35 protein-coding genes are annotated in these 26,728 nt (G+C 51.8%); 4 read left to right on the top strand and 31 right to left on the bottom strand.

Features of this window, described 5'->3' with window-relative positions; genetic code table 11:
• Positions 1-279: 279 nt before the first annotated feature.
• The 21 genes from ACSEXW_RS17340 to ACSEXW_RS17440 all read right to left on the bottom strand — a co-directional run bounded on the left by ACSEXW_RS17340 (position 280) and on the right by ACSEXW_RS17440 (position 11,770).
• Complete coding sequence (locus tag ACSEXW_RS17340; RefSeq protein ID WP_438447428.1) at positions 280-453, bottom strand: hypothetical protein; 174 nt, start codon at positions 451-453, stop codon at positions 280-282.
• A 42-nt stretch (positions 454-495) separates the two neighbouring features.
• Entirely contained in the window at positions 496-1,296 is an 801-nt protein-coding gene (locus ACSEXW_RS17345) for a DNA adenine methylase (RefSeq protein ID WP_438447429.1), read from the bottom strand.
• Complete coding sequence (locus tag ACSEXW_RS17350) at positions 1,293-1,835, bottom strand: tyrosine-type recombinase/integrase (RefSeq protein WP_438447430.1); 543 nt, start codon at positions 1,833-1,835, stop codon at positions 1,293-1,295. Before ACSEXW_RS17350 ends, ACSEXW_RS17345 begins: the two co-directional genes overlap by 4 nt.
• 48 nt (positions 1,836-1,883) lie before the next feature.
• Positions 1,884-3,284, bottom strand: a complete 1,401-nt coding sequence (locus tag ACSEXW_RS17355) for a DNA cytosine methyltransferase (RefSeq protein WP_438447431.1) — start codon at positions 3,282-3,284, stop codon at positions 1,884-1,886.
• Between the two features lie 52 nt (positions 3,285-3,336).
• On the bottom strand, positions 3,337-4,098 hold the full coding sequence (locus ACSEXW_RS17360) for a hypothetical protein (protein WP_438447432.1): 762 nt from the start codon (positions 4,096-4,098) through the stop codon (positions 3,337-3,339).
• Between the two features lie 3 nt (positions 4,099-4,101).
• Positions 4,102-4,635 (bottom strand): RuvC family protein, encoded by a 534-nt coding sequence (locus tag ACSEXW_RS17365; RefSeq protein ID WP_438447433.1) that lies wholly within the window; start codon positions 4,633-4,635, stop codon positions 4,102-4,104.
• Positions 4,632-4,781, bottom strand: a complete 150-nt coding sequence (locus ACSEXW_RS17370) for a hypothetical protein (protein ID WP_438447434.1) — start codon at positions 4,779-4,781, stop codon at positions 4,632-4,634. The genes ACSEXW_RS17365 and ACSEXW_RS17370 overlap by 4 nt, the downstream gene beginning before the upstream one ends.
• A gap of 14 nt (positions 4,782-4,795) precedes the next feature.
• Complete coding sequence (dnaB, locus tag ACSEXW_RS17375; RefSeq protein ID WP_438447435.1) at positions 4,796-6,196, bottom strand: replicative DNA helicase; 1,401 nt, start codon at positions 6,194-6,196, stop codon at positions 4,796-4,798.
• Entirely contained in the window at positions 6,181-6,531 is a 351-nt protein-coding gene (locus ACSEXW_RS17380; RefSeq protein WP_438447436.1) for a replicative helicase loader/inhibitor, read from the bottom strand. The genes dnaB and ACSEXW_RS17380 overlap by 16 nt, the downstream gene beginning before the upstream one ends.
• Positions 6,464-7,411, bottom strand: coding sequence for a replication protein (locus tag ACSEXW_RS17385; RefSeq protein WP_438447437.1), 948 nt, complete (start codon positions 7,409-7,411; stop codon positions 6,464-6,466). The genes ACSEXW_RS17380 and ACSEXW_RS17385 overlap by 68 nt, the downstream gene beginning before the upstream one ends.
• A 14-nt stretch (positions 7,412-7,425) precedes the next feature.
• Entirely contained in the window at positions 7,426-7,887 is a 462-nt protein-coding gene (locus ACSEXW_RS17390; protein WP_438447438.1) for a YopX family protein, read from the bottom strand.
• A complete protein-coding gene (locus ACSEXW_RS17395; RefSeq protein ID WP_438447439.1) occupies positions 7,854-8,060 on the bottom strand; it encodes a hypothetical protein in 207 nt (68 codons plus the stop codon). Before ACSEXW_RS17395 ends, ACSEXW_RS17390 begins: the two co-directional genes overlap by 34 nt.
• Positions 8,057-8,953: a recombinase RecT gene (locus ACSEXW_RS17400; RefSeq protein ID WP_438447440.1), complete on the bottom strand. Its 897-nt coding sequence runs from the start codon at positions 8,951-8,953 to the stop codon at positions 8,057-8,059. The genes ACSEXW_RS17395 and ACSEXW_RS17400 overlap by 4 nt, the downstream gene beginning before the upstream one ends.
• Positions 8,954-8,956: 3 nt before the next feature.
• Positions 8,957-9,829, bottom strand: coding sequence for a YqaJ viral recombinase family nuclease (locus tag ACSEXW_RS17405; protein ID WP_438447441.1), 873 nt, complete (start codon positions 9,827-9,829; stop codon positions 8,957-8,959).
• An 18-nt stretch (positions 9,830-9,847) separates the two neighbouring features.
• Complete coding sequence (locus ACSEXW_RS17410) at positions 9,848-10,087, bottom strand: hypothetical protein (RefSeq protein ID WP_438447442.1); 240 nt, start codon at positions 10,085-10,087, stop codon at positions 9,848-9,850.
• 12 nt (positions 10,088-10,099) lie between these two features.
• Entirely contained in the window at positions 10,100-10,450 is a 351-nt protein-coding gene (locus tag ACSEXW_RS17415) for a hypothetical protein (RefSeq protein WP_438447443.1), read from the bottom strand.
• Between the two features lie 2 nt (positions 10,451-10,452).
• On the bottom strand, positions 10,453-10,752 hold the full coding sequence (locus ACSEXW_RS17420; RefSeq protein ID WP_438447444.1) for a helix-turn-helix transcriptional regulator: 300 nt from the start codon (positions 10,750-10,752) through the stop codon (positions 10,453-10,455).
• Positions 10,753-10,862: 110 nt separating this feature from the next.
• Positions 10,863-11,036: a hypothetical protein gene (locus tag ACSEXW_RS17425; RefSeq protein ID WP_438447445.1), complete on the bottom strand. Its 174-nt coding sequence runs from the start codon at positions 11,034-11,036 to the stop codon at positions 10,863-10,865.
• A 111-nt stretch (positions 11,037-11,147) separates the two neighbouring features.
• On the bottom strand, positions 11,148-11,360 hold the full coding sequence (locus tag ACSEXW_RS17430; RefSeq protein WP_438447446.1) for a helix-turn-helix domain-containing protein: 213 nt from the start codon (positions 11,358-11,360) through the stop codon (positions 11,148-11,150).
• Positions 11,361-11,363: 3 nt separating this feature from the next.
• Entirely contained in the window at positions 11,364-11,495 is a 132-nt protein-coding gene (locus tag ACSEXW_RS17435) for a hypothetical protein (RefSeq protein ID WP_438447447.1), read from the bottom strand.
• A 17-nt stretch (positions 11,496-11,512) separates the two neighbouring features.
• Entirely contained in the window at positions 11,513-11,770 is a 258-nt protein-coding gene (locus ACSEXW_RS17440; RefSeq protein ID WP_438447448.1) for a helix-turn-helix domain-containing protein, read from the bottom strand.
• A gap of 145 nt (positions 11,771-11,915) precedes the next feature.
• Between ACSEXW_RS17440 and ACSEXW_RS17445 the strand changes: the two genes are divergently transcribed.
• From ACSEXW_RS17445 to ACSEXW_RS17460, 4 genes are all read left to right on the top strand, one after another.
• Entirely contained in the window at positions 11,916-12,245 is a 330-nt protein-coding gene (locus ACSEXW_RS17445; protein WP_438447449.1) for a helix-turn-helix domain-containing protein, read from the top strand.
• A 183-nt stretch (positions 12,246-12,428) separates the two neighbouring features.
• Positions 12,429-12,938, top strand: coding sequence for an ImmA/IrrE family metallo-endopeptidase (locus ACSEXW_RS17450; protein ID WP_438447530.1), 510 nt, complete (start codon positions 12,429-12,431; stop codon positions 12,936-12,938).
• 39 nt (positions 12,939-12,977) lie between these two features.
• Complete coding sequence (locus tag ACSEXW_RS17455) at positions 12,978-13,427, top strand: hypothetical protein (RefSeq protein ID WP_438447450.1); 450 nt, start codon at positions 12,978-12,980, stop codon at positions 13,425-13,427.
• Positions 13,428-13,487: 60 nt separating this feature from the next.
• Positions 13,488-14,975 carry a recombinase family protein gene (locus ACSEXW_RS17460; protein ID WP_438447451.1) on the top strand — a complete coding sequence of 496 codons (1,488 nt, stop codon included), beginning with the start codon at positions 13,488-13,490 and terminating at the stop codon, positions 14,973-14,975.
• Here the strand turns inward: ACSEXW_RS17460 and ACSEXW_RS17465 are convergent, their stop codons facing one another.
• The 10 genes from ACSEXW_RS17465 to ACSEXW_RS17510 form a co-directional block, all read right to left on the bottom strand.
• Positions 14,976-16,163 (bottom strand): DEAD/DEAH box helicase family protein, encoded by a 1,188-nt coding sequence (locus ACSEXW_RS17465; RefSeq protein WP_438447452.1) that lies wholly within the window; start codon positions 16,161-16,163, stop codon positions 14,976-14,978. It lies immediately after the preceding gene.
• Positions 16,164-16,186: 23 nt separating this feature from the next.
• Positions 16,187-16,585: a glycosyltransferase family 2 protein gene (locus tag ACSEXW_RS17470; RefSeq protein WP_438447453.1), complete on the bottom strand. Its 399-nt coding sequence runs from the start codon at positions 16,583-16,585 to the stop codon at positions 16,187-16,189.
• 70 nt (positions 16,586-16,655) lie between these two features.
• Entirely contained in the window at positions 16,656-17,372 is a 717-nt protein-coding gene (locus ACSEXW_RS17475; RefSeq protein WP_438447454.1) for a response regulator, read from the bottom strand.
• A 39-nt stretch (positions 17,373-17,411) separates the two neighbouring features.
• Positions 17,412-18,575, bottom strand: a complete 1,164-nt coding sequence (locus ACSEXW_RS17480) for a sensor histidine kinase (RefSeq protein WP_438447455.1) — start codon at positions 18,573-18,575, stop codon at positions 17,412-17,414.
• A 102-nt stretch (positions 18,576-18,677) separates the two neighbouring features.
• Positions 18,678-21,320, bottom strand: coding sequence for a phosphodiester glycosidase family protein (locus ACSEXW_RS17485; RefSeq protein WP_438447456.1), 2,643 nt, complete (start codon positions 21,318-21,320; stop codon positions 18,678-18,680).
• Positions 21,321-21,463: 143 nt separating this feature from the next.
• Positions 21,464-22,666, bottom strand: coding sequence for a methionine adenosyltransferase (gene metK / locus ACSEXW_RS17490; protein ID WP_438447457.1), 1,203 nt, complete (start codon positions 22,664-22,666; stop codon positions 21,464-21,466).
• 222 nt (positions 22,667-22,888) lie between these two features.
• Positions 22,889-23,182 (bottom strand): alpha/beta-type small acid-soluble spore protein, encoded by a 294-nt coding sequence (locus ACSEXW_RS17495; protein ID WP_438447458.1) that lies wholly within the window; start codon positions 23,180-23,182, stop codon positions 22,889-22,891.
• 90 nt (positions 23,183-23,272) lie between these two features.
• Positions 23,273-23,770 carry a hypothetical protein gene (locus tag ACSEXW_RS17500; RefSeq protein WP_438447459.1) on the bottom strand — a complete coding sequence of 166 codons (498 nt, stop codon included), beginning with the start codon at positions 23,768-23,770 and terminating at the stop codon, positions 23,273-23,275.
• 58 nt (positions 23,771-23,828) lie between these two features.
• Complete coding sequence (locus ACSEXW_RS17505; RefSeq protein ID WP_438447460.1) at positions 23,829-25,910, bottom strand: hypothetical protein; 2,082 nt, start codon at positions 25,908-25,910, stop codon at positions 23,829-23,831.
• A 69-nt stretch (positions 25,911-25,979) separates the two neighbouring features.
• The gene (locus ACSEXW_RS17510; RefSeq protein WP_438447461.1) at positions 25,980-26,675 is read right to left on the bottom strand and encodes a stalk domain-containing protein; all 696 of its coding nucleotides are present in this window, start codon (positions 26,673-26,675) and stop codon (positions 25,980-25,982) included.
• Positions 26,676-26,728 lie beyond the last annotated feature (53 nt).

The raw sequence follows: 26,728 nt of genomic DNA on the forward strand, positions 1-26,728 counted from the left end.
CCGCCTCCCCGCTTATAATGGGTGTGTCAGCCATTATGTCTTGCCCCGGATCCCACCAGTCCGGGGTTTTTACTTTGCGCTTAGTATCGAGCCTCTTCCCGATACTCTGCAGCTCCCCGCCCTTCGGACATGTCCACGTGCAGTAACCATCGATCTTGCTATGCACATGACCATACTGTCGGGCCAGCTCGGCGCGCTTCGTGCATTCATTTCGGCAGTAGTTCAAGATGCTTTCGATCTGCCTGAATATCTCCATCCGTTCCTCGCGCGTAATCCGCTTTACTCGCTGCATGCCGGCCCCTGCCTCTCCCGGATCCGCCGAATGTCCATGTCCTCCACCAGCCTGATGGCGACGGGCTGGTTCTCGACCATGATGATCCGTTCCTCCCCGGGCTCCAGCGCCTTGATCTCTTTCACGAAAGCCTCGTATCGGCTCATGGCATTTAAAATCATGTGGTCCCTCCCCCACTGAACTTAATATTCAGCGAATGTTCATCAAAATAGGCTCATTTGCCTGTTATCGTAATTCATTAACAGCAGTTCCTCTGCTTGGTTGAATACTCCTCCGTTAACGACTTGTCGGGGATTCTGGAAGGTTTCCCTGTTCCACCCGCTGTACAATTCATCCAGCATCGGATCCTGATAATAGCTAACGATAGCCTTGCCCTCGATTTTGTTTAGCATGGCTGCTAAGTCTCTGTGATCCCTCTCGGTAAATCCACCGGCGTAGTATTTTTCCCGCCCGATATAAGGCGGGTCAACGTAGAAAAGAGCATCCGGAGCGTCGTATTTCTCGATAATTTCCCTGAAGTCCGTGTTCTCTATCATTACGCCCTTCATACGCTCTGCAAACTCCGTGAAGATGCTGCAGGCACTTATATAACCGGTTGCTGGATTATTGTTGGAGGATGTACTGTGCCTCCATCCGGTGCTGTTGATCTTGGCATTCCCAGCTGATATGCCGCCACGGTTCAGGTAGAAGAATCTGACCGCCCGTTGGAACTCATCTATGGGCATCGCCTCACGCTTCCATCTTTCGTAAAGTTCACGGCTATATGGCAGCGATTCGCAAGCCTGTTGCATCCATTCCGGCAATTCCCTTACCTTGAGTAAGAAATTAACCACGAGACCGTCAATATCGTTGTACACCTCATGCGATACCCTCGGTTTCTGAGAGATTACGTGCGCAGCTCCACCGAAGGGCTCAATATAAATCTTGTGCTCCGGCATATGCCTGATGATCTGCTTCGCAACCTTACCCTTTCCGCCGAACCATATCAGCGGGCTCTTGCTCATAGGTGAAACCCTCCCACCGCCTCGTCGATGATATCCTGATTGATGCCGATATAGCGCATCGTGATCGACGGAGCCGAATGATTGAATATCTGCTGCAGCAGCGCCACGTCCTTATACCGCTTGTAGAAATGATAGCCGAAGGTCTTCCGCAGCGTATGCGTCCCTATCTCCGACAGTCCGACCTCTGCCGCTGCAATGTTCAGGATCCGGTATGCCTGCACCCGCTTAATGTTCTGCTTGGTCTTGTAGGACTTGAACAGCGGGTCCGTATCCTTCATGCCCCGGGTATACTCGTTGATGATCTCCCTTAGCTCCGCGTTGACCGGGAACCGCCGGGTCTTCTTTGTCTTCTTCTCCTTGCAGACGATATGTGTCTTCCCCCGGATGTCCCGGACGGTCAGAGCCAGCAGGTCGCTGATCCGCAGCCCGACGTTGATCCCCATCACCAGGAGGAACCAGTCACGCTCCGACCGCCGCCGCAGGACCGCCTTCATTTCCTCTAGCTTTTCCACGCTCCGGATCGGTTGTACAAATTCCATGTTGTTCACTTCCTTGCCCCCATGGGCAGGTTTATTCATTGAGTTTGATCAGATCAGCGCCATCTCCAACTGGTGCTGTGTCTTGTACGGCCGTTGCTTGCCGCACAGCTCTGGCAGGTTCGCCTTTACCAGCGCCGCCGGAATAACCGGAGAAACCGAGTTTCCGCACCGTGCCACCTGCTCTTTCTTCGGATAGGGCCTACCTTTATCGTCTCGATCAATGATGTATTCCTTCGGAAACCCCTGGGCAGCGAACAACTCGTGTGGCTCCAACATACGCATCCGAATGTCCACTATCTGGTAAGGTGTCCCATGAACCATTACCAGTCCGAATCGGTCGTGAGTAGGGATGGTACCGAGAGGCTGATCCAAGGATTGACCGATGCTCGAACCGTAGTAGGTGATCAGAAAGCACTGAACCACACCGTAATGCATCCCGCCTGCCGTGATTGTCTGTAAAGGGTGATCTGCCGGCTGCCCAATATTTGTCCCCATCATTTTGATCAAGTGAGCCGTAACCAGCCCGTACCGATTCGAAGTGTCCAACGTCATGAGCGGCCTGTCCAATGGTTGCCCTCTGACTTCCGCCCCTTCATAGCTGTGGTATTGGATCAAGAAGGCTGATACCAGATCCGAATGGTCATCCTCGCACTTGAATTCCACGGGAACTATATACGGCTTGTCCGTATCGATGACCCACTTCCAAGTGCCGAGTGCGATCCGGCGCATAGTCTTCTCTGCCAGCGGCTTCTGCCGGTTGAAAATCGATTTACACGGGATTGACCAGTCTATGATTTCTCCTGCAGTTCTCCATGGCTTCTGCCGTCCCGCCTTCACCGCTAAGCTGTCCGGATCCCCGTGCGTCGGTTCCGGCCATACGATTGGCCTACCGTCGCTCCTGGCGATCATGAAAAACCTCTTTCGGATGGTCGGTGCCCCATAATCGCAAGCTCGAAGTTCCTGATATTCCACGTTGTATCCCCGCCGTTTATAGGCTCCTATGTATTCCTGAAATGTCTCTCCCTTTCGATCTGGATCAGGTGTTCCATCATCCAAAAGCGGTCCCCAGGTCTTAAATTCCTCCACGTTTTCAAGCATCACCACGCGCGGTCGGACCATCTTGATCCATCTGACCCCAACCCATGCGAGACCCCGTATGTTTTTGTCCTTAGGCTTACCGCCCTTTGCTTTGCTGAAGTGTTTGCAGTCCGGAGAGAGCCAGCATAAGGCTACAGGTCTGCCCCGCACCGCCACCTTTGGGTTTACTGTCCAGACAGAGTCGCAATGGTGCTCCGTGTCCGGGTGATTGGCAGTATGCATTGCTATGGCTGCCGGATCATGGTTGATGGCAATGTCAACGCTACGGCCGATGGCCAACTCTATGCCGGTAGAAGCGCCGCCGCCCCCGGCGAAATTATCGACGATGATCTCATTCAAAAGCTGCCTCATATCCACACCCCTATACCAGAGCCCGGCAGTTTCCCGCCGGGCGTCCGTGCTATTAGCCGATCATCTGCTGCGCGACCTTGGTCTTATACTCACGCCATGCGATAGAGAGCACCCTAGACTTTACTCCGATGGCAGAGGAAATCTGCAGCCACGTCTTTCCATCCCGCCGTTTCTGTTCGAGCAGCGCTGGGAAGTCGTAGGTGATGCCATCGAAGGCTGGCTTGTTCTCCAGGATGTACTCCTCGACCGCCTCTTTATCGATACCCTCCAAAATCGTTTGGTCAGGGTCCTCAGCCTCGCTCCCGCGCTCCGGCTCCGAATGCTCGTCTGCATCCTCTTCGTCGCTCTCCACCCCGTCTCCGTGCTCGACAGCTTCCTCCTCGTCCGTATCATCGAAGTTCATCTCCTCGAATTCCCGGGGCTCTTGGCAGTTCGGGCACTCCGTAGCTCCTTCCTCTAGGATGAAGGAGCACTTCGGGCAGCTGGGATATGCGGTGGCCTTCTCTGCCGGCTCCTGGGCTTCTGTCACGTCCTCCAGCTCCACCTGGCCGCCTTCCTCCATCTTGGCCGTCTCAACCACGCCGCCCGGGCCAATGGTTCCGACTATCCGGCCGCGCTCCGGGACAGTAACGCCGCATTCCTCCATGGTAATCTGGTTGTCACCGTAGCGAAGCTCGATTTCTTTGCCTTTATTGCGCATAATCTCGACCACTTTATTCAGGTCCATGTCCGCCGGAGCCAAGAACTTGAATACGATCTTGTTCTCGTCCACGGTTACCGGTCCCACTTTTACTTTCAACTTAATCTCGCCCATGTTTTATCCAGCCTTCCGCTTCGATTTTTTCCTTGCCTTCTTCACAGGCGGCGTCCGGATCACGGTCAGGACTTCCTCCTGGAACTTGGTTATCTGAACCCGCTCATTCATGGCTCTTGCGATATGGGCCAGAACGAAGGCGTCCGTCACGTTATTGCTCTTGCTCTGGAATCCCCACCGCTTGTACACCTCGACGGCAAGGACTTCCTTGGCCGCGGTCCCGCCGGCCCCCGTGAACTTCTTTAGGGCGGCGGGCGCTACCTCGATGTAATCGATCCCCCTACGGAAGAGCTCCATCCGGATGCCCCAGCCGATGCCTCCAAGCAGAAACCCCGATTCGGAAGCGAAGCCGAAGCCCTCGATGGCTACCTTGTCCCCCGGCATTATCAGTGCCATAACGGCTGCGATCAGGTTATACATACGCCTCGGGTCCTCACCTTGCTTCTCGATTTCGATTTCCTCCCAGACCTCGCCATCCTCGTCCAGAACGACAAGCCCCGTCTTTGTGGACGGGTCAATTCCGACGTATCGGGTCAAGCCGGCACCACTTCCACGTTCACGTTCCCCAGATCCTCGAGCTGCCTGGCGTAGATCACAGCATGTTCATACTGCATGACCCCGCTCTTGAAACCTTCATTCGCCTTCACGCGGGCGAATCGTATTACTGGCTCTCGTTTTTTCATCGGGTTCCCCTCCCCTATGCGTATTGGCGTTTCCCCATGTCCTTCGGCGGAGACGGCCGGGCTGCGGCGGCTTCCTGATGACTGCGATCCAAAGGCACAAACTTCCCGAACTGCTTCAGGAACGCCAGTTCCACGGTCCCAACCGCCCCGTTCCGCTGCTTGGCGATGATAATCTCGATGATGTTCTTCTTCTCGGATTCCTTGTCGTAGTAGTCGTCCCGGTACAGAAACGCTACGATGTCGGCATCTTGCTCGATGGAGCCGGAGTCCCGCAGGTCCGACATCATCGGGCGCTTATCCTGCCGCTGCTCGACGCTGCGGCTGAGCTGGGACAGCGCGATGATCGGGACATCCAATTCCCGGGCCAGCTGCTTCAGGGACCGGGATATGTCGGCCACTTCCTCCTGCCGGCTCTTCTTCCCGCGGCCTTGGATCAGCTGCAGGTAGTCGATCAGGATCAGCCCCAACCCCTTCTCCTTCTGGAGCCTCCGGCACTTGGACCGGATCTCCGATACCGTGATGGTCCCGGAATCGTCGATGTAGATCGGGCTCTCGGATATGGCCCCTATAGCCATCGTGACCTTCTCCCAGTCATCACCTTGAAGATCCCCGGTCCGCATTCGGTTCTGGTCGATGTTAGCCCAGCAGCCGACCATACGCTGCATCAGCTGTGTGTCCCCCATCTCCAGGGAGAACACGGCCACCGCCTCCTTCAGCAACATCGCGATGTTCAGGGCCACATTCAGGGAGAAGGCGGTCTTGCCTACCGACGGCCGGGCCGCGACGATGATCAGGTCCGACTTCTGGAACCCCGACGTCATCCGGTCCAAGTCCCCATATCCGGAAGCCAGGCCCGTGATCTTCCCGTGCTCCTTTGCGTAGGTGGCCTTCTCCAGGTTCCCAAAGAATTCGAGCGCGATGTCCTTGGCCTGCCGGAAGTCCTTCTTCGGCACGTGCTGCTCGCTCAGGCTCTCCACACCGGCCTGCATCCGGTTCAGCAGTTTGCCGGGGTCTTCGGCTTCCCAGGCGTCCCGGAGCTGGCTCTGAATCTCCTTGATGGCCTGCCGGTGGATCTGCTTCTGCTTCACGATGTTGGCGTAGTACGGCAGGTTGGCAGCCGTAGGGTGGCCATCCTGCAGGGAGAAGAGATACCCTTGGCCGCCAATCGCGTCCAGCTTGTTGGAGTCAATCAGCCGCCTGGTCACCGTAACCAGATCAACCGGTTCCCCTTCGTCGAAGCTATCCAGCATGGCCCCGTAGATGAACCGGTTCTTCTCCAGGAAGAAGTCCGTTTCCCGAAGCAGCTCGGCCGCGGTCTCCATGGCTTCCGGCTCTAGGAGGACGGAACCCAGGACGGCCTGCTCTGCCTCGAGGGAGTGCGGCGGCATCCGTTCGTCGTTCACTGGATATTCCATGGCAGTTTCTCCTTCAGGTGGGCCGGACAGCCGGGCTGACCGGATGTAAGCCGGTATCGCTCCTCCAACTGGTCCAAGTAGGCCCGGGTCTCCTCGACGTTTGGAATGTAGCGACCATCCACGCTCTGGATCGGTTTCTCCGCCAGTGCGCCGGGGTGCGGCGGGAAGGCATTCTCCGGATTCAAGCAGTACCGCTCGAGGTTTTTGCGCGCCAGTTCAAAGGGGGTTTGTTCGAGCAGCCGGCGCCAGCACTCGACCTTAAAATCGTCATAGGTAAAGCTGCTGTACACGTTCTGGATAAGCATGAACAGCTTGCGAATCTCGCTCTCTTTCACGTTCCTCTGCCTCCCTGATCTTCCGGGCAGCGTCCTCGTTGCGCTGCTCCTGTCGGTTTCTTTGTGGTGTTGATCCGATGGCCCTTGGAACTCCCTTGGCCTCCCGTCGTCTCCGGGCTTCGGCTCGAGTCAGGCAACCCTTCTCCAGCCAATCCTCGGCCAGTTTCCGCATGTAGTTCACGTCCGGGCCGATCCCGCGCTCCCCCATTTCCAGAATGACCTCGATGACAAACTTCTCAGATACACCCCGGTTATAAAGTGATCGGATATAACCTTGGATGTGTCCGGTCATGTGGAACTTCTTGAATGAGTACTGGTAGGCGTCCAGGCTCGTGCGGAATGCTTCTTCCTCTTCTTCTTCTTGAATATCTTTAATACTTTCTTTAGGAACCTCGGAGGCCACGTGGGAGTAAGGCTCATCGGCTATGGGTGTTACTGTTTTGGTAACTGGGGTGTTACTGTTTTGGTAACTCTCGTCCTCAGGATCAGTTACCATTTCAGTAACTTTTGTTACTGTTTCGGTAACATTTTGAGCGAGGTTTCGACTCAGGATTTTCTGGTATTTTTCATCGTTGAAGGTCTTCGTGATGCTCACTCGCCAGGAGTCGTAGTCCTTATTTAGGGTGTAAACCTCGCCTTCGATATGTAGGACATTTGCCATCTGGAGGTACTCCAGCTCCTTCTTGATGTGCCCCCGAAGGACTCCTACAACCTCGAAGTCAGAAGGACGAAGGATGGCAAATTTCTTTCTGCAGCCATAGCTGAGTCGCATGATTAAGTCCAAGATGTTCCGTTGGCGCTTCGAGAAATCAGTCTTCATGATCGCCTCGTAGAGCTCGTTCGAGAGCTTCGTGAACTGATCCGGTTGCGGATTCGCCATCCCCCTTTCCTCCTTTAGGCTCTAATCAATTCATGGTTTTCGTAGATGTTGCCAATGACCTCAGCTCGCCTTCCGGTTATCCCCTTGTACATCGTGCAGGCCGTAATTTCATCGGTTTCCTCTGACCACTTCATAGGGTTCTTCATAACTACTCCCCGCGGAGTGATGGAAACAGCGCCGATGTGATGCCCGTCAAATGCTACCCATTCCCCGTTTGAATCCCTTGTTTCAACATGGAATGTCTGCTTGACGATATCTCCTTCGTAAATCTCCTTGCCGTTCCGATCCTTCAAGCCTGTGTATTGCTGAAGCACCTGGTTCGTTTCTTCCAACTGATCGAATGAATCAAGTACTGCTGCCTTACCGTTCAAGATAATTGGGTTGTAATCGTAGCAACGATGCTTCGCGTCCCATGCCCGAAACCTAATTTCCCGCATCCTTGTCACCCCACATTCTTCTCGATCTTTGCCAGCCATATCTGCCGCTTCTGGTATACCGCCCTGACCACCCGCCACCGTGGCATCCCAAGCGCGAAGTAATCCTTCACGGCCTGCTGGAATGCCGCCCGGTCCTCGTAGAGGGCCCAAATCCTCTCTCCCACGCTGCTCTGGAGGAGGACTTGGTCTTCTTGGATCATGCCGACTGTCATTCGTTAAACTCCAGCTCGTCCTGCTTGGTAGGCTCCGCCTGTGGCTCGTCCTCGTAGGAGACATCCCCGATCCCAATGTCGATCACGCCGTCGTTGTTCAGGTCCGTTACATCCTGACGGACAACCTCGTCCTTCTCGACTTCCTTGGCAATCTCGATGGAGATCGGCAGCCACTTCCATCCGGCCCGCACTACCGTCTTTTTGCACATTTCCGGTTCGTCCGTCAGCCAAGGCGTATCCGTCCGATTCCACTTCTTGGCGTTCTGGTATCCGGAGGATCGGTCCCGGTGCTGGATGATCTCAGCGTAGGGCATGTAATGGATCTGGTGCCCGCCGTCCTTGAACTTGGCAACCATGTAAGCGCCCTTGATGTCCCCGGGCTTGTCCATCTTCTTGTCCGTCCGCAAGTGCCAAGGGACATGCCGCAGTTTGTCCTCCAGGCCGTATTCCAGCTCGATAAAGTCGTTATCGTAAACCACGTGGGCCGCGATGGATTCAATATTGCCGGACCGGCGGGCCAAGTCGATCATGCCCTTGTATCCGATGATGAACTGGACTTCCATGGTATTCTGCTTGGTGTTTTTGAAAGGAACGAAGTAGCAGTGCCCGATCAACCCCGGCTCCAATCCCAGCTGCGCGGCCTGCATGACACCGGCCATCAGGGATGGCAACGTGCATTCCAGCAACTTCGGGTTGGTCCGGATGGTGGTCAGCGCGATCCGCGTCAGCCGCTCCGGTGTCAGGTGCTTCGGAAGGGCCCGGGCAATCTCTCCCTCCATCTTCTTCAGGTATGCCGCCACCTGTGTGGCCGGGGAAACGGCTGGGGCTTGTCCGGCAGTATTTGTGGTCTGAAGCTGGTTCTTCAAAACCGATTGGTCAACTTGTTTTGTCATGGGTTACTCTTCGCCTCCTACGACTTTGAAGGACCGCACGCCCTTCGAATTGGTCTTCCAAGTAAACCGCAACTCCCCTTGGAAGTAGGCCTTCTCGGCATCTTCCATCTTGCCTTTGAGCTGGTTCTTGGCCGTCTCTTCGGCCTCGTCTGCAAGCTTCTTGGCCTTCCTGGCGTCGAAGAGCAGCTGCATGATGCTGTAATCGGCCTCCGTCAGCTCAACGGCCTTGGACGGCGTGTGGGCCGGATAGAGACTCCGCAAGTAATCGGTGTCCTGATGGTCGAAGGCAGGCGGGATCTTCGCCAGCACGTGATTCTGCCAGAACTCGCGCTCCCTCTCGATCAACATCTGAATGATCTCCTCGTCCCGCTCGATGACCCGCCACTGGAAGTCCCAGCCTCCGATCAGAACCGCGATGTACCAGCGTTCCGCCCCCGTGACCGCCATGTAGTGGTTACACTGCAGGATGTACTCCATGGGGGCCTGTGTGCCTTCCCAATCGGACCGGGCATACTCGGAAGTGTTCTTGCACTCCAGGCCCGCGTTCTGTCCGGGGAGCCAGCGGTCTATGTTCGCCAGCATGAAGGGGTATTGCTTGTGCTGGAAGATCGCGTTTTGCCGCATGACCTTCATTCCGGTTTCTTCCGCGAACCAATCCGCCACAACCGACTCCATGATCCGTCCGGCCTTCATCTTCGGGTTGTCCAGGATCTCCGGGGCTTGTCCGATCTTATCGAGGTAAACGGAGAGGGCTGATTTATAGCGGCTCAAGTTCAGCAGGGGGGCGACATCGCTGCCGCCGATTCCCTTGCGTCGCCATTCCAGCCAGTCCTCATGTGCCATGTCCTTGGTATTGATTAAGCGGATAGCTTGCATGATATTGCCTCCTTTAAATCAGTTGCCCCCTTGTGCTACAATAAGCACAAGAAGATTCTTTAGACGGGATCTTAACGACGGCGTCCTCCTGGCAGGGAGGGCGTTTTTCTTTTCTCTGGCGACTTCCGCTAGGGTCATCTGGACCCAATCGGACGCCGCTTGGCAGTTGTTCAGGTTGATCGACATGTCCCGATACATCCGCCGGACGATGATGTCGAGCTGTTCATTGCGTTCTTGCTCGATGGTTGCTGGACTCAATCTCAATCCCTCCTATACAAAATCTCGAATCGACATTCCATGGTACCTAAGCTGCTTCTCCATCGAACCGGTATGAAAGGCATCGAACCGATCCATGTCATCCGCCGCCGCTTCCTCGGCCTGGATCTGCATCTCCTCGATGGCGCCCTGCACCACGGGGTGATTCAGGATCTCCCGATAATCTTCGTCCGGCAGGATCTCCAGATCGAATCCGATCTGCTCCAGCTCCGACTCGAAGGCCGCCTCTGCTGCGGACCGGCTAAAACCGTCCTCGACTATGAAGTCCCGCCAGTTTTGCTCCAGCCGATTCAGCAGGCCCTCTGCCACGTCTTCCGCGACCACTTGGATGATGTCCGGGAACATGTTTACCGCCTCCTGATTCTCATGAAGCTAACATCCAGCAGCGTCCTTGCATGCTTTACAGCTTCCTCAAGCTTTCGAAACTTCTTCCATCCGTCATTGCCACCAAGATCCATGCCGATGATGTCTGTTGATCTTGTTGCCCGGGCCCACTGCTTCACCAATGTGTAGCTTGGGGGTGTTTTCCCACGTTCCACATTTGAAATAACCGCCTGATCAATGCTGAGTCTTTCTGCAAGCTCGCTCTGTTTCAGGCCAGCACGCAATCGGCATTCCCGCAAAACCTCGTTGATTTGAGTTTCCATAGTCGTTTTCACCTCCCCTCCGGGTGATATGATGACTTCTCATACCAGAAGGGCTGACTTATGCTTCGCGGCTGTTGTATGCTAATTACAAGGTTAATTTCCCCCTCGCCTTACCCCGCCGGCCGTTTATGCCACCGCCGGTCCCTCCCCGCATTGAACCGCTCCGATTCCTTCATCATGCCGTCGAACTTCTTATGTATGGCGGCCAGCTGCTCATCACTGATCTCCTCCGGGTTCCTGCAGTACATCGGCTCCCCCGTCGGGTCCTTGTGGTTCACGGCCATAAGGACCGCCTCTTCTTTCCCCTTCTCCTTGCACTTCATCAGCGTAAAAGCCCGGATTGCACAGTGGTTAAGGCTGTCGCGCTTTCGCCATTGAAAACTTCCCATCCCGGATCACCTCATTTGTAAGCCGAACCCCTCGGCATACCACATTTGAAAGAGGACCATCATTCCCGGGCGGAGCATGTACCGCTGCATCTCTTTGATGACTTTCTTCCGACCACTCTCCGTCAGGCTGTATAGGCCGTCTTGATAATTCACGTCGCCCTGCTCTATTAGTTGATTAATGCAGGACTGTAAAAACTCTTTGTTCAGCGCTTGCTCCACGCCTTACGCCTCCTTTGCTTTCTCTTTCTCCCGTTCGGACAGCCGCTTCAGAATCGATGACTTTCGTACAGCGATGAAGCGGTGCAGGTTGTCGATGGCTTGATCGGATAAGGGCTTCTTGATCTCTGCGGACATGGGCGTCACCTCCTTTTTCAAATCGCTTCTTGGTTATTCAACTTTACGTGGAATTCATGGTCAAAAAAATTTGTTATGGGTTCACGCAAAGCAGAAGCTATCCCTTCAAGTTCATCAGTGCTAATTGGACGCTTCCCATTTTCCTTCATGTTATAGCTGGAGACTGTCATTCCAAGCTTTTCAGCCACAAATGTCTGAGATATTCCTTTGGATTTTCTGATGGCCTTTATTCTCTCATATAGCTTCACCATCCTCACCGCCCTTTCGAATTCCACGTAAAGTGAAACCTTATGAGCCTATTATATATTTCACGTAAAGTGAAAGTCAATAGGTTTTTTAACTTGTCGTGGAATCGGTTTAACGTAGCGTTAAATCTTGATAATATAGAATGTGAGAAATTATGAGAATGGGGAGTTTTCTATGAAGTTGGGTGATCGTCTTAAAGCAGAGCGAGAACGCAAGGGATGGTCCCAAATTTTCGTTGCGGAAAAAGTCGGGATTACAAATACAGTCCTGTCTAACTACGAACGGAATTATAGAGACCCCGATACCGATACTCTTAGAAAATTAGCTGACCTCTATGAAGTTTCAATTGATTATCTACTAGGCAGGGAAATTTCCGGAGTGGATAACGATCAAGATATCCAATTCATTATGCGTGCCCGTAAAGATCTATCTCCGAAGGCCTACGAGCGTTTTATGAAGCTCGCAAGAGACATGAAGAAATCCTTCGAGGAAGAAGATGATTAATTGAGCATCGAGAATCCACCACGATTAACTGAACCGCGATTTCGCATTGCCCATAATTATGCAAATAAGGTTCTGATGTCATTGGGAGGCCGAATAAAGCCTCCGATACCACTGCTTGAATATGCCCGGAAAATGAAATGGAGGGTCATATTCACTGAGCTGTGTGGACCTGAAGGATACATGATGAAATTTCGGGTGAAAGAACAGACCCGATTCGCTATATATGTTGCTACTGATCTCGAGGATACAGTTCTTTCTCCTACTCAGATCGAGCGATGCCAATACTGGACCCTCGCCCATGAGATAGGACACATCCTACTCCATGGGCATTTTTTGTTAAACAGCATCCATGAAGAATGCGAGTTGGACGAAACGACAAAAGGCATCCTCGAGGTGGAGGCCCACTGGTTTGCCTCTCGCCTGCTGATGCCGGACTACATGCTGAATAGTCGGTGGGATCTGGATCCGAAACGTTTCGCGGAGAAATGCCAGGTGAACCTGACTCCGGCGGAAAAGCGGATCGAGGGTTTGAACCCGGCCCAGCGTAAAGAGCTTGCGCGGCTGGAGCCTGCGGAACTGATTGAGAAGAGACGGCAGGCGCTAAAGGAAGTCGAGGAACTGCGGTTCCGGATGAACCTTGCGAAGAACGAGGAGATCTTGGACAGGCTGCGGAGGGTGTACGGATACGAATAGCAACTCCCCCAACCGATGGGGATTTTCTCGGAGGCTTATATGCCCGACAGCGGACTTATTTCGGCTAAAGAATACCTGGATCAAAAATCAACTTCTGAATCACCAAGTACTAATACAAATCAAGGGGGCGTTATTCGTCAATTACAGAAGCTTGACGAAGACGGACTTGATACAACGAGCAAATTCTATGCTGAGCGCAAGAAATTGCTACAGTCTGAACCTTATTATTACGCCAATAAATTAAAGTCAGACTATGATCGAATAAAGGCAGACATCGATAAAGATGGACATATATCAAAAGAGGAATATGAATCATACGTCATTAAGAAGGTAGATGGCGAGCCACAAGAAATAACGTCATCAGTGGCCCCGAAAGATAATGCCATTAATATAGATTGGACTGTCGTAACAAGCGTCTCAATTGTTTGTATTACCGTGCTTTTGACAATTCTCATTCTTAAGTTGAACCCGCGCAACAAAAAAGCATGACCGCCCATATAGGGCTTTTCTTTTACCCCAACACACGAACAAACATTCGGAGGTGCATCTATGCGCGCCGCACTATATATTCGCGTCTCCACCGACGAACAAGCCGAGGAAGGTTTCTCCATCGAAGGCCAGAAGAACCGCCTGCGCAGTTTCTGCGACTCCCAGGACTGGATGATCAGTAAGGTGTATATCGATGACGGATACAGCGCCAAGGATCTGAACCGCCCCCAGATGCAGCAACTGATCAAGGATATCCCGAACGATGAATTCGACATCATTTTGATCTACAAGCTGAACCGGCTGACACGGTCCGCTGCAGACTGTGATTACCTCCTAAAGCTCTTTGACCGCTACAACATCAAGTTCCAGTCCTGCACCGAGTCCTACGAGACCCGGACGGCTACCGGACGGCTCTTCATTCGGTTGATGGCGGATATCGCCCAATGGGAGCGCGAGAACATTGCAGAGAACGTTCGGTTCGGTATGGAGCAGATGGTGAAGGAGGGGCAGCGCCCGGGAGGACCGGTCCCCTTTGGGTATGACAAGGATGGCAAGATCATCCCCGAGGAGGCGGCCGTGCTGCATGAGCTGCGCCAACTCTATATGTCCGGGAACGGGTTTAAGACGGTCGCCTCCATCCTGAATAATCGGGGTTTGCTGCGCCGCGGCTTCTCTTGGACGGCTCAAACGGTCTATTACGTCCTGGACAACCCTTACTATGCCGGCAAAATCAGATGGGGCACCAAGAAGATGAATGGGAAGTACGCCAGCCGGAAGAAGGAGGAGAAGGTAAACTGCATATTCAGCGACGGGTCGCACGAGCCAATCTTCGCCATGGAAGCATACGAGGAGCACACCCGGAGGATGAAGGTCCGCAGCTTCGGAGGGTACACCAAGGCCCGGGAATATTGGTTCGCCGGCATACTTCGCTGCGCCAAATGTGGATCTGCCATGACTGGCCGTTATCACCAGAATAAGCGGAAGGACGGCAGCTTCAATAAGATCCTCTCCTACATCTGCTCGAAACGACAAATGAGCAATGGGTGTGACATGCCCATGTTCCGTCAGGAGCTCGTAGAAAGGCTTGTGTTGGATTATGTCGATCAGATTAAGCTGAACCTGTCCAAGGTCGATGAGATGGAGCAGGAGGCCAAGCAGGAGCGCCACAAGGTGGAATCTGAGTTGGACGAGCTGCGCAAGCAGCTATCCGAAGTCCAAAAGCGAAAAAAGAAGTGGCAGTACGCTTTCGCCAATGATCTTATGAGCGAGGACGATCTGCGGGAACGGAGCAACGAGGAAAAGTTGGTCGAGGATAGTCTGGCCGAGCGGATCAAGGCGCTGCAGAATCAGACGGGGGACCTGCGGGAGGAAGTGATGGACACCTTGTTCGACATGCGGGATATCTGGGACGTGTTGGACGACAAGGAGAAGAACGAGTTCGTCACGACCTTATTTCAGACCATCGAGCTCGATACGCCAATCGGGAAGGCTCATGGACGCAAGGGACAATTCATTCCGGCAAGCATCAAGAGCATCGAATATGTCTAATCATGTGTGAATTATCTTGTATGGTAATGCATCGATCTCATCGATGATGACCAGATCGAAGGCCCGGTGGAACCGCAGCAGCTGATGGGTCGTAGCCAGCAGAATTTCACCCTCTGCCCAGCGGTCGTCGCTTCCCCCGTATAAGGCCGTCACGGTACAATCCGGAAATGCCTTCACCAGGCGGGGCTTCAGCTCTAGAACCACGTCCTTGCGGGGTGTGGTGATCAGAACCCGGGCACCGCGGCGAAGCTCGTGCTCCACTAAGGGGAAGATCATCTCCGTCTTACCCGCTCCCGTCACCGCCCAAATCAGAAACCTTGCCTGGCGTTCCACTCGCTCTCTAGGAAGAGGCAGGCCGCTCCGTAGGAACTCGATCCCCTTTGAAGCAGCGTTCCGCTGGGCAGGGCTTAGCCCCCATCTCTCCAGCTCCGGTACCGCACCTCCAGGCTCTTGATCACTAGACACGCTTGGAGTGCGGCCCACCAGCCCATGGATCAGCAGAGAGCACTGCCGGATCTTCCCCATGCCCAGGCAAGCCTCGCAATACGCGCATGTGCCTTGACATTCTGCGCAGGGAACATACCGGAGCTGCTGCCCGGTACTTCCGCACCTGCGGCAGCGCAGCTCCCCATGTCGGCTCCATCCATGCTTGCTTCGCCCCGTTTCCATACCGGACATAAGCTCCAGCGCCCCTATACAAGCTCCTGCCTGCACGTACCGCGCCCAATCGCCGCTCCACTCCTCCAGACCGACCTCCTTCATCAGCCCCATCAACTCCTCGAACAATAGAAAACGCCCCGCCAGAATGTGGATCAACCGATCCAGCACCCTATGATTCAGCGGAGCGCGACTGCTTGTCGAAGCTATATATGTTGTTGTATATGGTTGGAAAGCCCACCGGATCGGCGCCATGCCGGCCCTAATGTTTAAGTCACGGCAGATCTGCATCAGTTCTCTTCGCAGGCGGGAAGGATCCCCAACCATGGAACCCCGGCCATTCAACCGGTCCCGCAGCGCCAGAGCTTGTCCCAAGGAAAGCAAGGGCATGAACCGGAGGATGCCGCTGTGGGCTTCATGAAGCCCCGGCCTCCATACCCGGTCCGTGTCGTAGTCCAACGTCACATGCCAAGACCAAATTGCGTCCCGGCTTCGAATTCCGTAGAGCTCGGCCAGCATTTCCATCATCATCCTTCGCACCGGATGTAAGCGGTTTACCACTGCAGGACGGGCAGCCTTTCATCCTTTCCCACCGTCATGACCCGATGCACAATCACGGCATCCCCTTGATGGGCCTCCAGGAACGATTCCAGGCTGCCTTCGGCAACCTCCACCTTTATATTCCCCCGGCCGGCTGCAAATTGGCGCACCACTGCGACGGTATCGTCCGTGGAGGCCTCATCGAAAACCGTAACGGAGATATGCCTGCCCCTTAGCCACGAGAAGAAGATCAAGGACCTCAGATACCACTCGATCTGAGTGCCGTTATTATGGGTGACTAGGGCAAAGTAGGTGGTTTGCGGCTCACGCTTCTGATGCGATGCATACAGAATATGCAGGACCGCTACCGCCGCTCCGTATATCCCGATGATCCACACCAAACCCCATATCATGGCGGATCCCTCCCAACAGTCCTCTGTTAGGATCAGTATATGCCGAGGGGCCGCCCAGAGTTCCTACAACCTACAATGTGACCCATCCATTCTTTATGGCAACGATAACGGCTTGTGTCCGGTCATCCACTTCCATCTTCTGCAGAATGCTGCTGACGTGGTTTTTAACCGTTTTCTCGCTGATGTACAGAATTTCCCCGATGGACTTATTGCTCTTACCCTCGGCCATCAGCCGAAGCACCTCCGCCTCGCGGCGGGTCAACGGGCTGCTCGGAGTATGGATGTACTTCACGCCGGCTTCCTTCGTATTGGCATCTGAAGCGGCAACACCCGCCTCGTCCAGATAAGTCATCCGGCGGAGCTGGTTGATCAGCTTGCCGGTAACCTTGGGGTGGATATAGGCATGTCCGGCCACAACGGAGCGGATGGCGTTAATCAATGTCTCCGCTTCCATATCCTTCAGCAAGTAACCCGAAGCTCCTTTGCGGAGCGTCTCGAATACATAGCTCTCATCGTCATGTATGGACAGGATGATGACCTTGATATGGGGGAAGAAATCCCGGAGCTTCTCCGTCGCCGCTACCCCGTTCTCGATAGGCATGTTAATGTCCATCAGGACGATGTCGGGATTCAGCATGTTGCACAGCTCCAGCACTTGAATGCCGTCGCCGCATTCCCCCACAACCTCCAGGTCATCCTCCATGTTAATGATACGTTTGACGCCCTCACGGACTAATTGATGATCGTCTGCCAGAACCAATTTGATCTTGCGTTGAATGGCTTCCATACGCGATCCTCCTTCTGCATGTGTCTATGCTAAGCACCTTTATTTGGGACCTTGCTCCGGCTCCTCTGTACCGATCGGGATCAGCATGGAAACCCGTGTTCCTTTTCCCTTCTCCGAGTCGATATCCAGACGGCCCTCCAATAGCTCTACCCGCTCACGCATGCCGATTAAGCCGAAATGGACGCCCTTGCCCATCTTATGCTCCACGACGCCCACGTCGAAGCCTTCTCCGTTGTCCTGAACGGAGATCTTCACCATCGTGGTCTGGAAGGTTACCTCCAGCGTCACATAACTGGCATTCGCATGCTTGTAGACATTCGAGAACGCCTCCTGCACCAGTCGGTACACCGCGACCTCCATACCGGACGGCAGCCGCGTCTCGCGCCCGATCATTTCGAACTTGGTCCGGATCTTGGTCTTATCCTCGTAGTCCTGCACGAATTTGCGAAGAGTCGGGATTAAGCCCAGATCATCCAAGGCCATGGGCCGGAGGTTGAAAATGATCTTGCGGACCTCTTCCAGACCTCCCCGCACCTGGCTCTTCAGTTCCCTGAGCTCCTGCTTCACGGATTCGAATTCCTGACGGCTCAGCATCCGCTCGGTAATTTCCGTCCGAATCACCACATTGGCCATGGACTGGGCCAGTCCATCATGGATTTCCCGGGCAATTCTCTTGCGCTCGTCCTCCTGGGCCAATATGATCTTCAAGCCGAGCAGCTGCCGGTTCTTCGCCGATTCGAGTATCCGTGTAACCTGGTTCAGGTCTCCGGTCAAATATTCCAGAACGACGTTCATCTGCCCGACGAGGGACTCGGCACGCTCCACCTGCTTGTCCACGTTCTTAATCCGCTTCTGCAGCTCATCCCTGCGCTGCTTCAGATGGGATTCCTTCTCGCGGGCAAGGGTAAGCTGCAGCTGCATGCTTGTTGCCGCTTCGTAAGCTATCCGAATATCCTCTTCGGTAAATTTATGGAAATCCCTGCTGACCTCCGTCAGCCGAATCCGGGCCCGCTTGTAGGAGAGCTCCAGCTTATCCACCTGGTCGATGGTGGCCGTAACATCCTCCATGACCTGTTGAAGCTCTTTATTCAAGGACTCCCGCTCCGCACGCGCGCTTTCGCAGATCTCGAAGATCTGGTACTTGCTGTCTTCCATGACGGAAATGGCGTTTTTGATGACGCGATCAATGGCATCTACCTGCAAGCGGACCGAATCCCTTCTGACCAAAAATGTAGTACTTTTCGCTTATTATTTATACTACCATAATTCCCATCATTTGAAGTGATAAGTAAGAACTATTTTAACCTACTCTAAAGTCACCGTTCGTGTTTCTTCTACCCATTCCACCTTCCATCCCAGATGTTCCGACAACACCCGGAGTGGGACCATAGTCCTTTCATTGCGGAATTCCGGTGCGGCCAGGGCGGTCTTCCGGCTGCCGTCCGCCAGATAATCCTTATCCCCGATCCGGAACTCCATCATGTGGCCGCCGCGGATCAGGGTCACCTTCTGCTCGGCATCGGACCATTCTACGGTACCGCCCAACGCCTCGGTCACAAAGCGGATCGGCACCATCGTCGTATTGTCATTCACTTTGATCGGAGCTTGATCGATCTGCTGCATCGCGCCGTTCACTTGGATGATCGGCTTATCGATCGTCAGTACCACCTTGTTACGCGGCAGTACCGGATCCTTGCCTTTGTACAGGAACTGAATCTCATCATAGCCGATCCTACCGGTCAGGCTCCGCTCATCCTGCAATTCCGCCACACTTGCCGCATAGAGCCGGGTCAGGCGGATGGGGTAGGACATTTTATAGGAGGAGAGGTCCACCGTGACGGTCTTCCATCCCGTCCAATTGATGGCCTTGGTCAAGTCGACCCGGTATACCTGTCCCTGCGCATCCAGGATCTCAGCCCGGATCCAATTCAGGCTGTTGTCTCCCTTCACTTGAAGACGCATCGCCTCCGGCTCTCCGGGTACCGTGATATCCTTATTGCCCAGCACGGCGTATGCCGCTTTTGTGCCGCTTCCCTTGGTAAAGTCATAGCTTAACTCGGCGAAGGCGCCTTGGATCGATTCTGCCGAGGTTTTCCGTTCCGCCAGGCCGGTCACACCATCTGTCGCCGCGAAGGAGATCGGATAGGTGCTCTTATCGAAGTCCACGAACATCTTCGCCTCTCCGACATTCAAGGCCCTGCTGCTGCTGTATCCGTCGTATCTCCCGATTACAAGCCCTTGGGTCGCGCCATTCAGGCTGTCCACCCGAAGCTGGTTGCCGGTGATGGTTCCCTTGATTCCGCGTATCTCCCACTGTATGAGCTGGGGCGGAACTTCCTTTTGCAGGCCGCTCTTGGTGGTCGCCGTTGCCTTTAAGGTTACGGTCTCCCCTTCCCGAAGAATAGGCGGGTTCGCTTCCAGCTTCAAGTTCGTAAGGTCCTCCTTACCGACCACTTGAAGCTCCTTCGTGACGGTTGCCAAACCTGCCTTCGCCGTGATAGAGGCCTTCCCCTTTGCAAGCGCGGTAAAAGCGTTCTCCCCTGCCGTCTGTAGGCTGCCTGTCCAGCTCCAGGTTGGCTTCACCTCTGCTGAGGTCACCGGATTATAGAATTCATCGTAAGCTTTGAAGCTGTACGATACCGTTTCACCCAGCAATACGGTCTCCGGACCTTCAACCTTCAGACCCTTGACCTGCCCCTTCGGTGCCAGAGAGAACACACCCAGCCCGTTCACAACCTTTCGCTGCGACACAATATCGTTGATGATCCTCGGCTGTGTCTCTCCGAGCGGACGGGCAACCAACTGGGTTGAACCGCCGCCATCCAGATTCATACCTCTCCATACACCTACCTGTATCATCAGGTTCTGCAGCTCGGACAGACTGAGTCCCCTACTGCTTTCACCGCTGTTATCAGCCGTAATCAGATAGACATACCGCTGGTCCTTGGAGAAGCCTACTGCGGTTCTATAATAATAGCCTTCGATATCGGAGGTCTTCCGGGAGAATTCAGCCGGAGCCCCTTCGTCAACCAGAATCGTATGGCCCCCGATCATCATCTGAAAATTTTTGTAATCGTAGCTCTTGGTCCGATCCTGGGGATACATGCTGTAATCGGCCTGGATCATATCTCCGACCTTCATATGCTCAAGCACGAAGTCTGCCGCTTTGCCGGCCGAGCGCAGGATGTACCCGTTCTTCGGCGCGATCATATGGAGGATATCGTTCTTCACGATCTGGGTCACCACATTGTTCACGACCAGCACCTCGGTCGGATCCGTTTTGCCATCATTGGACCGGTCCTCCTGAGCCCATGCGTCCGTGTACATGAACAGACCGTCAATCATACTATGGACTCCGCTGGGCTCATACCAATAATATGTTTTGTTGATACCCCCCAGCGGATAGCTGGTTCCATCTTTGGCTACGATTTTCCCCTGAAAAGCAAAAAGATCGATAATGGGCTTCCGGTCCTTCGTAATGGCAAAGCTATAGAATCCCGGCAGATCCGGCGCAGTCGCCATCAGTCTCCCGTCCATAATTTCAGGTCCGATCGGAACGCCCTCGGCCTGGGTGTTGTAGAAGTCGCCATTCACACCCGCTACGGCTCCGGTCTCCGTTGCCATTCCCAGCACCGTCTGCTTCTTCGTAAACTGCCCGCCTGTACCGGTCATAACATCCAGTTTGACATAAGGGTTTTGGAGATCCACCTGGACCACTTTCGCATTGACGGACACGGGCGTTCCCTTCCGTTCGGATTTCCAGACATACGATTTCAATGTCGCTCCGGCCGTTAAGGGCTCTTCCTGGACAAGCTCGAGTACCGGCGCGGCGAAGGCGGTTGGTACCGCTAATGGCCCGGCTGTGGGAGATAGTAGGAATAAGGCCAGCAGACATGTCCCCGCCTTGTATGCCCAAGAACGGGTCTTTTCTTTCCTCAACTGTTGCACTTTCTGTTCTCCTCTCTCCTGATGAATCAGCTCTATCTATATCATTCGTCTACACATATAGACTTTGTGTCTCCCCAAAAAGTTACGCTAGCAGGAAGAAAAAGAAAACGCCACCCATTGGCAGGTGGCGGAGGCTTTCCGTCTTATTGTAATGCGGCCTTGCGAAGCAACTCGGCCTTGTCCGTCTTTTCCCAAGGAACATCAAGGTCTGTACGTCCGAAGTGTCCGTAAGCAGCCGTTTGACGATAGATCGGACGGCGAAGTCCCAATTCCTTAATAATCCCTGCAGGACGAAGATCAAAGTGGGAGTAGATCAGCTCCACCAGCTTCTCATCGCTGACCGTGCCGGTTCCATAGGTATCGACACTGACCGAGACGGGACGGGCAACTCCAATGGCATAGGCCAGTTGAATTTCCACCTTATCCGCCAGCCCGGCTGCTACGATGTTCTTCGCAACGTAACGAGCTGCGTATGCCGCGGAACGGTCTACTTTCGTCGGATCCTTACCGGAGAAGGCTCCACCGCCATGACGCGCATAACCGCCATACGTATCGACAATAATCTTCCGTCCGGTCAGACCTGCATCGCCTTGGGGTCCCCCAATGACGAACCGGCCGGTCGGGTTGATAAAGAATTTCGTATCGCTATCCAATAATTCGGCGGGAACAACCGGTTGAATCACATGCTCTTTAATATCGCGCTGGATCTGTTCCAGCGTGATTTCTTCCGCGTGCTGCGTCGATACCACGATGGTATCTACACGCACCGGTTTGTTGTCTTGATATTCCACCGTAACTTGGGTTTTGCCGTCCGGACGAAGATACTCCAAGGTTCCATTCTTCCGGACCTCGGCCAAACGCCGTGCGATCCGATGGGACAGCGCGATCGGAAGCGGCATCAATTCGGGGGTCTCGTTGGTAGCAAAACCGAACATCAAGCCTTGGTCTCCGGCACCCAATGCTTCGATTTCCGCATCGGACATGCTGCCTTCACGGGCTTCAAGCGCTTTATCCACGCCCATGGCAATGTCGGCGGATTGTTCGTTGAGAGAGGTCAACACGGCGCAGGTCTGGTAGTCGAATCCGTACTTCGCGCGGGTATATCCAATTTCCTTAATGGTATTCCGCGCTATGGCCGAAATATCTACATAATCCGCGCGGCTGCTGATTTCACCGATTACCAATACCAAACCGGTTGCAACCGATACTTCACAGGCTACACGGGCATTAGGATCCACCGCTAGGAAGGCATCCAATACCGCGTCGGAAATTTGGTCACAGATCTTGTCCGGGTGTCCTTCGGTTACGGATTCGGACGTGAATAAACGTTTCGACGAAGTCGTCAATGGTCTCGACCTCCCATAGGGATTCGTAAGGTCTACATGAAAAAAACCTCTAACGAAGCACTCTGGAATCGAGCAGCCCCGCATAGAGGAATAGATGCGTAGTGCAACCGCTCCTGGAGAGGAGGAGGTTGTTTCCAAGACCTTCTGTTGTAATACTACTTGATTTGCAGGGTACTGTCAATTCAACACGTATAGATGAAGTCCCAATCGGCAACAATGGAGTTAGCTTAAGGAAAACAACGTTTCCTCGGCTCGTTGGATTAATCGCTTGGTGATCGTTCCGCCTACCGCACCTGCGTCGCGAGCGGCGATATGACCCCAGTAGTCCTCCTTAATCGAGCCGGCAGATATGGAACCCAGTTCTGTAGCGAACTCCGTATCTGCAGACATGGAGCCCAGTGCCTGTTTCCCTACCGGCAGTCCCAGTTCAGCTGCAATTTCGTACTTGAGCATATCCAGTGCGGCTTTACTTTCAGGAACCACCTTCGAATTGCTTCCGCTTTGGCCTTTACCCACTTGGATTCACCTCCTTCGTGATCGGTGTATCCATAGTATGACCGGACCCGGAACCCGCAACCGAATTGATTACTGCCAATGAGGGTAAAATTAAGGTGTCACCTTTGACCCATCTGCATTATAGAGTGTATACTCGCCGCGAACCATGATGAAAATGTCAGCCGTATTTTTCGGATCCGGCTTAATGCCCCGCCCTTCCCTCGGGAAGACGAGCATATGGTTCGTCTGCACAGCAGCTCCTGGAGCGATGTCCGACCCATCCGTTACATCCGGAATCCCGTTCGTGTCAGAGCTAACAGCCACGGTCTTGCCGGTGCGAACTATAACTTCCGCACCCGCGGCTGCGTAGAGGGTTTGGCCGGTCTGGAGTTGGACGATGGTGATGGGGGAATTTGTTGTAGCATTTGTTGAAGTGTTGGTTGCCTTCACTTTTGCGAGTTCTTGATCTAAGTAGCTCTTGGTAATGATCGGGTCATTGGAATTACCTGGCGCCAAACTCTCACCTTCAGCTCTCTGGTACCCTGTTTGAAACCAGATGACTAATGCCAGTGTGAGAATGAGACTGGTTAACTTAAAGGACCTATTCACCGTAAATTCTACCTCCTGGGAAAAAGACCGCCATGTATGGCCGCCCTTGAGTTTCGAATTAATCACTATAAAAGAACCACTTTAAGTCCTTGGAGGCTAGGAGCTTTCGATGTCCTGTCTCCAATTCATAGTATACATTAAACTTATAGGTCTTTAAAGAAATGTCGTCATATAACTTATCATTTGAGAAAGTCTCAAGAAACTGATGAGTTCCTAAGCTTAATCCTTTGGGATCATCTAAGGCAAGCGTTTTTGTTAGTACTTTTCGCTCGGAGGAATCTACGATCTCAAAAGTGAGCTTTGGCTTCTTTGCATTTTCTGATAACTGCATCTGTTTCTTAAGTTCGTAGTTAAAGTCGACCTTAACAGTTAGGGTTTGAAAATTTAGCGAAGTACCAACTCGACTAATGCTTAAGTTGTAAGGGAAAAACTCAATATTCTGAAGGTTGGGCGAGACTTCTTGTTCAATTGGTACAGAGAAGAAGATGGGATGAACATATCCATCTTGGTTTTTTGATGAAGGATCAGCTAAGACGCCAGAAGCAGTTGCTTCCCCAATCAGTAAGGAAAGTTCTTCGTCATCAATTTCTCCAGGCACATTCGCCGATACGTAATATAGAGCGCTTGAATAAGGCTTCACCTTATCTTCCACTTCTAATATCGAAGTGGGGAGATAAGTATTATTCTTTGTTTTCAAATGTGCTATTAATTTAGGTATTACTATACTTCGACTTTCCATGTTTTTAATTTGTAATAGTATAACCTTTACATCGTCCTGATTATTACGGAAGGTCAGAACATCGGCAACCCTAATTTCTATACTTTGTCCAATTTGATTATATTTATAGCTTTCGTTTGTTGCAATATGTCTTATATTCATGAGTTCGTCTCGATGACTGAACTTTATTATATCGATAAAAGCAGCTAAATCAGTTTCTGTTTTATTGTCTGTCTGCTCTTGTAACACAAACTGGATAGATGTAAATGTATATGTATAAGGAATCAAACTGACAAACTGTAGTTGATAGTCACTTCCTCCAGCAATTGCAATGACCTTATCCAGTTTTATCTCTTTGGCTTCTACTTTTATATTATCATCTAAGATAAAATATCCACCAAGCTTGGGTATGGGCATCGATTTATTCGAAATACTTGATAACGACAGGTTCGCGGCAATCATATCCTGATCATCCCAAGGATATCTTTGTAGGGAGTTTAGTTTTACCCCATATTCCCCATTTTTCAATGTTATTTTGTAATTGTTTCCTACAGAAATTTCGTTAATTTGGGATACCGCGACATTAATCGTAGCTAATGGAATAGGAATAACTTCATTTTTTATGTTCCTATTATTAGTAACAACAATCTTCCAACCTTGGTTTGTAATTTCAACAGGAATCGTTGTTGTGAAAGTTCCTACTTTTTTTACTTGTGGGAGCAAGGTTAGTTCTTTATCAAGATTCTTTACTTCAAGAGGAAACATTTTCCCATCATCGGTCCGGAGATAATACGACATATCCGGAAGTTTAAAAGGTGTTGTCCCCATGTTCTTAATTTCTAACTCTATGACAGGTAAATAATAGGTTTCATTCTTATTTATTGAAACTTTTAATATCTTCGCTTGAAGGTTCGCATCACCAATTTTTATGCGGGCTATGTCATCTTGAGAATATCCCACATCTATATCCGGCGGAAGCTGTTTATTACTTAGTACTTTTTCGTAATTAATTTCACTAAAATCCCACTTTATCATTTGAAAGCTTAAGTCACTTAACGATACTTGCTTTTCTACATATAGATAAAACTCATACTCAACTTCACTATGTGCTAATATCGAGTTCTTTCTTGAATCATATGGAATTATATTCACGTTGTATGTAACTCCACTTTTTGAAATTACCTTTATCCAATAATCAACAAACGGCACGGTCTCATCCGTCTTATTGATAGCTTTTAATATAAATGAAACCGTCTTTCGATCGTTTTGTTCGAGTTCTCTGATTGTGGTTACTTCAAAATCCAGTGAATCATTAGTCTCAATACTCAAAGAAGTCTCCGTACTTGCCACAACTGGATGTGAATACAATAATACAAAAAGTAAAGGCAATGTCCATAAAAAGAGGTTCCTTAATAAGCGCATATTTGACCCCCATAATCATCAAATTATCATTCGCAGATATTGACGTTACCACGAGGTATTTAGTTGCAATTACTTGAACTCTATTTCAACAATTAACTGTTGTAACTTCAGATTCATATCCGATGATTTTTGATACGCTAATGATAATAATTCTATATATTGCACAAGATCGGCATCTTGTGAATTACTATAATAACTTAATAATCTTTGAACGGACACTTCGTACAATTGTATTGCTTCACTGAGTTGGTTGATCAATTCCCAAGTTGGATTGGGCATTTTCTTTGATAATGACTCAGATGAAGTCGAAAGCAAATAATTACTTACATTTGACTTTAAATCAATCGTTTGCTTGTTGATAATTGTTTTTAACATTTGTTCATTTTTTCGTATATCCTTATACTCTTTGGCTAAACTAATATTACGTTCTAAATCCTTTGCTTCATTACTTATGATCAATAACCTCTTCAATTGGCCTACTATAACTTTTCTTTCTTCGTTTTGCTCGTTTTTTGAATTAATTAAAACAGTGCTATGTGCATCATCCCACATCACTTCTGCACCCAAGCTCTCACTCACGGCACGTAAGGGTACCATCGTACTACCCTCTATGTTTATTGCCGGAACCTCCGGCAAAAGTACGGATCCGTTCACATTTACGTCAACAACAGGATATCCTTTATAGGTCTTCGGTTGTGTATTCGCATATGCAGTCGAACCAAGCATAACAGTGGACAAACAAATCAAAAACACCTTTTTCCTCATGACATACCGCCTTTTTCATTTTCAAAATTTATAATGAACATTGAGTATAACAA

Source organism: Oryzibacillus soli, from assembly GCF_051594765.1.
Taxonomy (GTDB): Bacteria; Bacillota; Bacilli; order Paenibacillales; family NBRC-103111; genus Paenibacillus_AR.

Excerpts from the sequence above, each read along its gene's own strand:
- ACSEXW_RS17460 (WP_438447451.1), top strand. The coding sequence starts at position 13,488 with ATGCGCGCCGCACTATATATTCGCGTCTCCACCGACGAACAAGCCGAG.
- ACSEXW_RS17450 (WP_438447530.1), top strand. The coding sequence starts at position 12,429 with ATGAAATTTCGGGTGAAAGAACAGACCCGATTCGCTATATATGTTGCT.
- ACSEXW_RS17415 (WP_438447443.1), bottom strand. The coding sequence starts at position 10,450 with ATGTTCCCGGACATCATCCAAGTGGTCGCGGAAGACGTGGCAGAGGGC.
- ACSEXW_RS17505 (WP_438447460.1), bottom strand. The coding sequence starts at position 25,910 with ATGCGCTTATTAAGGAACCTCTTTTTATGGACATTGCCTTTACTTTTT.
- ACSEXW_RS17465 (WP_438447452.1), bottom strand. The coding sequence starts at position 16,163 with ATGATGATGGAAATGCTGGCCGAGCTCTACGGAATTCGAAGCCGGGAC.
- ACSEXW_RS17395 (WP_438447439.1), bottom strand. The coding sequence starts at position 8,060 with ATGACAGTCGGCATGATCCAAGAAGACCAAGTCCTCCTCCAGAGCAGC.
- ACSEXW_RS17470 (WP_438447453.1), bottom strand. The coding sequence starts at position 16,585 with ATGATATGGGGTTTGGTGTGGATCATCGGGATATACGGAGCGGCGGTA.
- ACSEXW_RS17355 (WP_438447431.1), bottom strand. The coding sequence starts at position 3,284 with ATGAGGCAGCTTTTGAATGAGATCATCGTCGATAATTTCGCCGGGGGC.
- ACSEXW_RS17340 (WP_438447428.1), bottom strand. The coding sequence starts at position 453 with ATGATTTTAAATGCCATGAGCCGATACGAGGCTTTCGTGAAAGAGATC.
- ACSEXW_RS17350 (WP_438447430.1), bottom strand. The coding sequence starts at position 1,835 with ATGGAATTTGTACAACCGATCCGGAGCGTGGAAAAGCTAGAGGAAATG.
- ACSEXW_RS17475 (WP_438447454.1), bottom strand. The coding sequence starts at position 17,372 with ATGGAAGCCATTCAACGCAAGATCAAATTGGTTCTGGCAGACGATCAT.
- ACSEXW_RS17510 (WP_438447461.1), bottom strand. The coding sequence starts at position 26,675 with ATGAGGAAAAAGGTGTTTTTGATTTGTTTGTCCACTGTTATGCTTGGT.
- dnaB (WP_438447435.1), bottom strand. The coding sequence starts at position 6,196 with ATGGAATATCCAGTGAACGACGAACGGATGCCGCCGCACTCCCTCGAG.
- ACSEXW_RS17405 (WP_438447441.1), bottom strand. The coding sequence starts at position 9,829 with ATGCAAGCTATCCGCTTAATCAATACCAAGGACATGGCACATGAGGAC.
- ACSEXW_RS17385 (WP_438447437.1), bottom strand. The coding sequence starts at position 7,411 with ATGGCGAATCCGCAACCGGATCAGTTCACGAAGCTCTCGAACGAGCTC.
- ACSEXW_RS17435 (WP_438447447.1), bottom strand. The coding sequence starts at position 11,495 with ATGTCCGCAGAGATCAAGAAGCCCTTATCCGATCAAGCCATCGACAAC.
- ACSEXW_RS17345 (WP_438447429.1), bottom strand. The coding sequence starts at position 1,296 with ATGAGCAAGAGCCCGCTGATATGGTTCGGCGGAAAGGGTAAGGTTGCG.
- ACSEXW_RS17400 (WP_438447440.1), bottom strand. The coding sequence starts at position 8,953 with ATGACAAAACAAGTTGACCAATCGGTTTTGAAGAACCAGCTTCAGACC.
- ACSEXW_RS17445 (WP_438447449.1), top strand. The coding sequence starts at position 11,916 with ATGAAGTTGGGTGATCGTCTTAAAGCAGAGCGAGAACGCAAGGGATGG.
- ACSEXW_RS17370 (WP_438447434.1), bottom strand. The coding sequence starts at position 4,781 with ATGAAAAAACGAGAGCCAGTAATACGATTCGCCCGCGTGAAGGCGAAT.
- ACSEXW_RS17390 (WP_438447438.1), bottom strand. The coding sequence starts at position 7,887 with ATGGCTGGCAAAGATCGAGAAGAATGTGGGGTGACAAGGATGCGGGAA.
- ACSEXW_RS17455 (WP_438447450.1), top strand. The coding sequence starts at position 12,978 with ATGCCCGACAGCGGACTTATTTCGGCTAAAGAATACCTGGATCAAAAA.
- ACSEXW_RS17360 (WP_438447432.1), bottom strand. The coding sequence starts at position 4,098 with ATGGGCGAGATTAAGTTGAAAGTAAAAGTGGGACCGGTAACCGTGGAC.
- ACSEXW_RS17420 (WP_438447444.1), bottom strand. The coding sequence starts at position 10,752 with ATGGAAACTCAAATCAACGAGGTTTTGCGGGAATGCCGATTGCGTGCT.
- ACSEXW_RS17425 (WP_438447445.1), bottom strand. The coding sequence starts at position 11,036 with ATGGCCGTGAACCACAAGGACCCGACGGGGGAGCCGATGTACTGCAGG.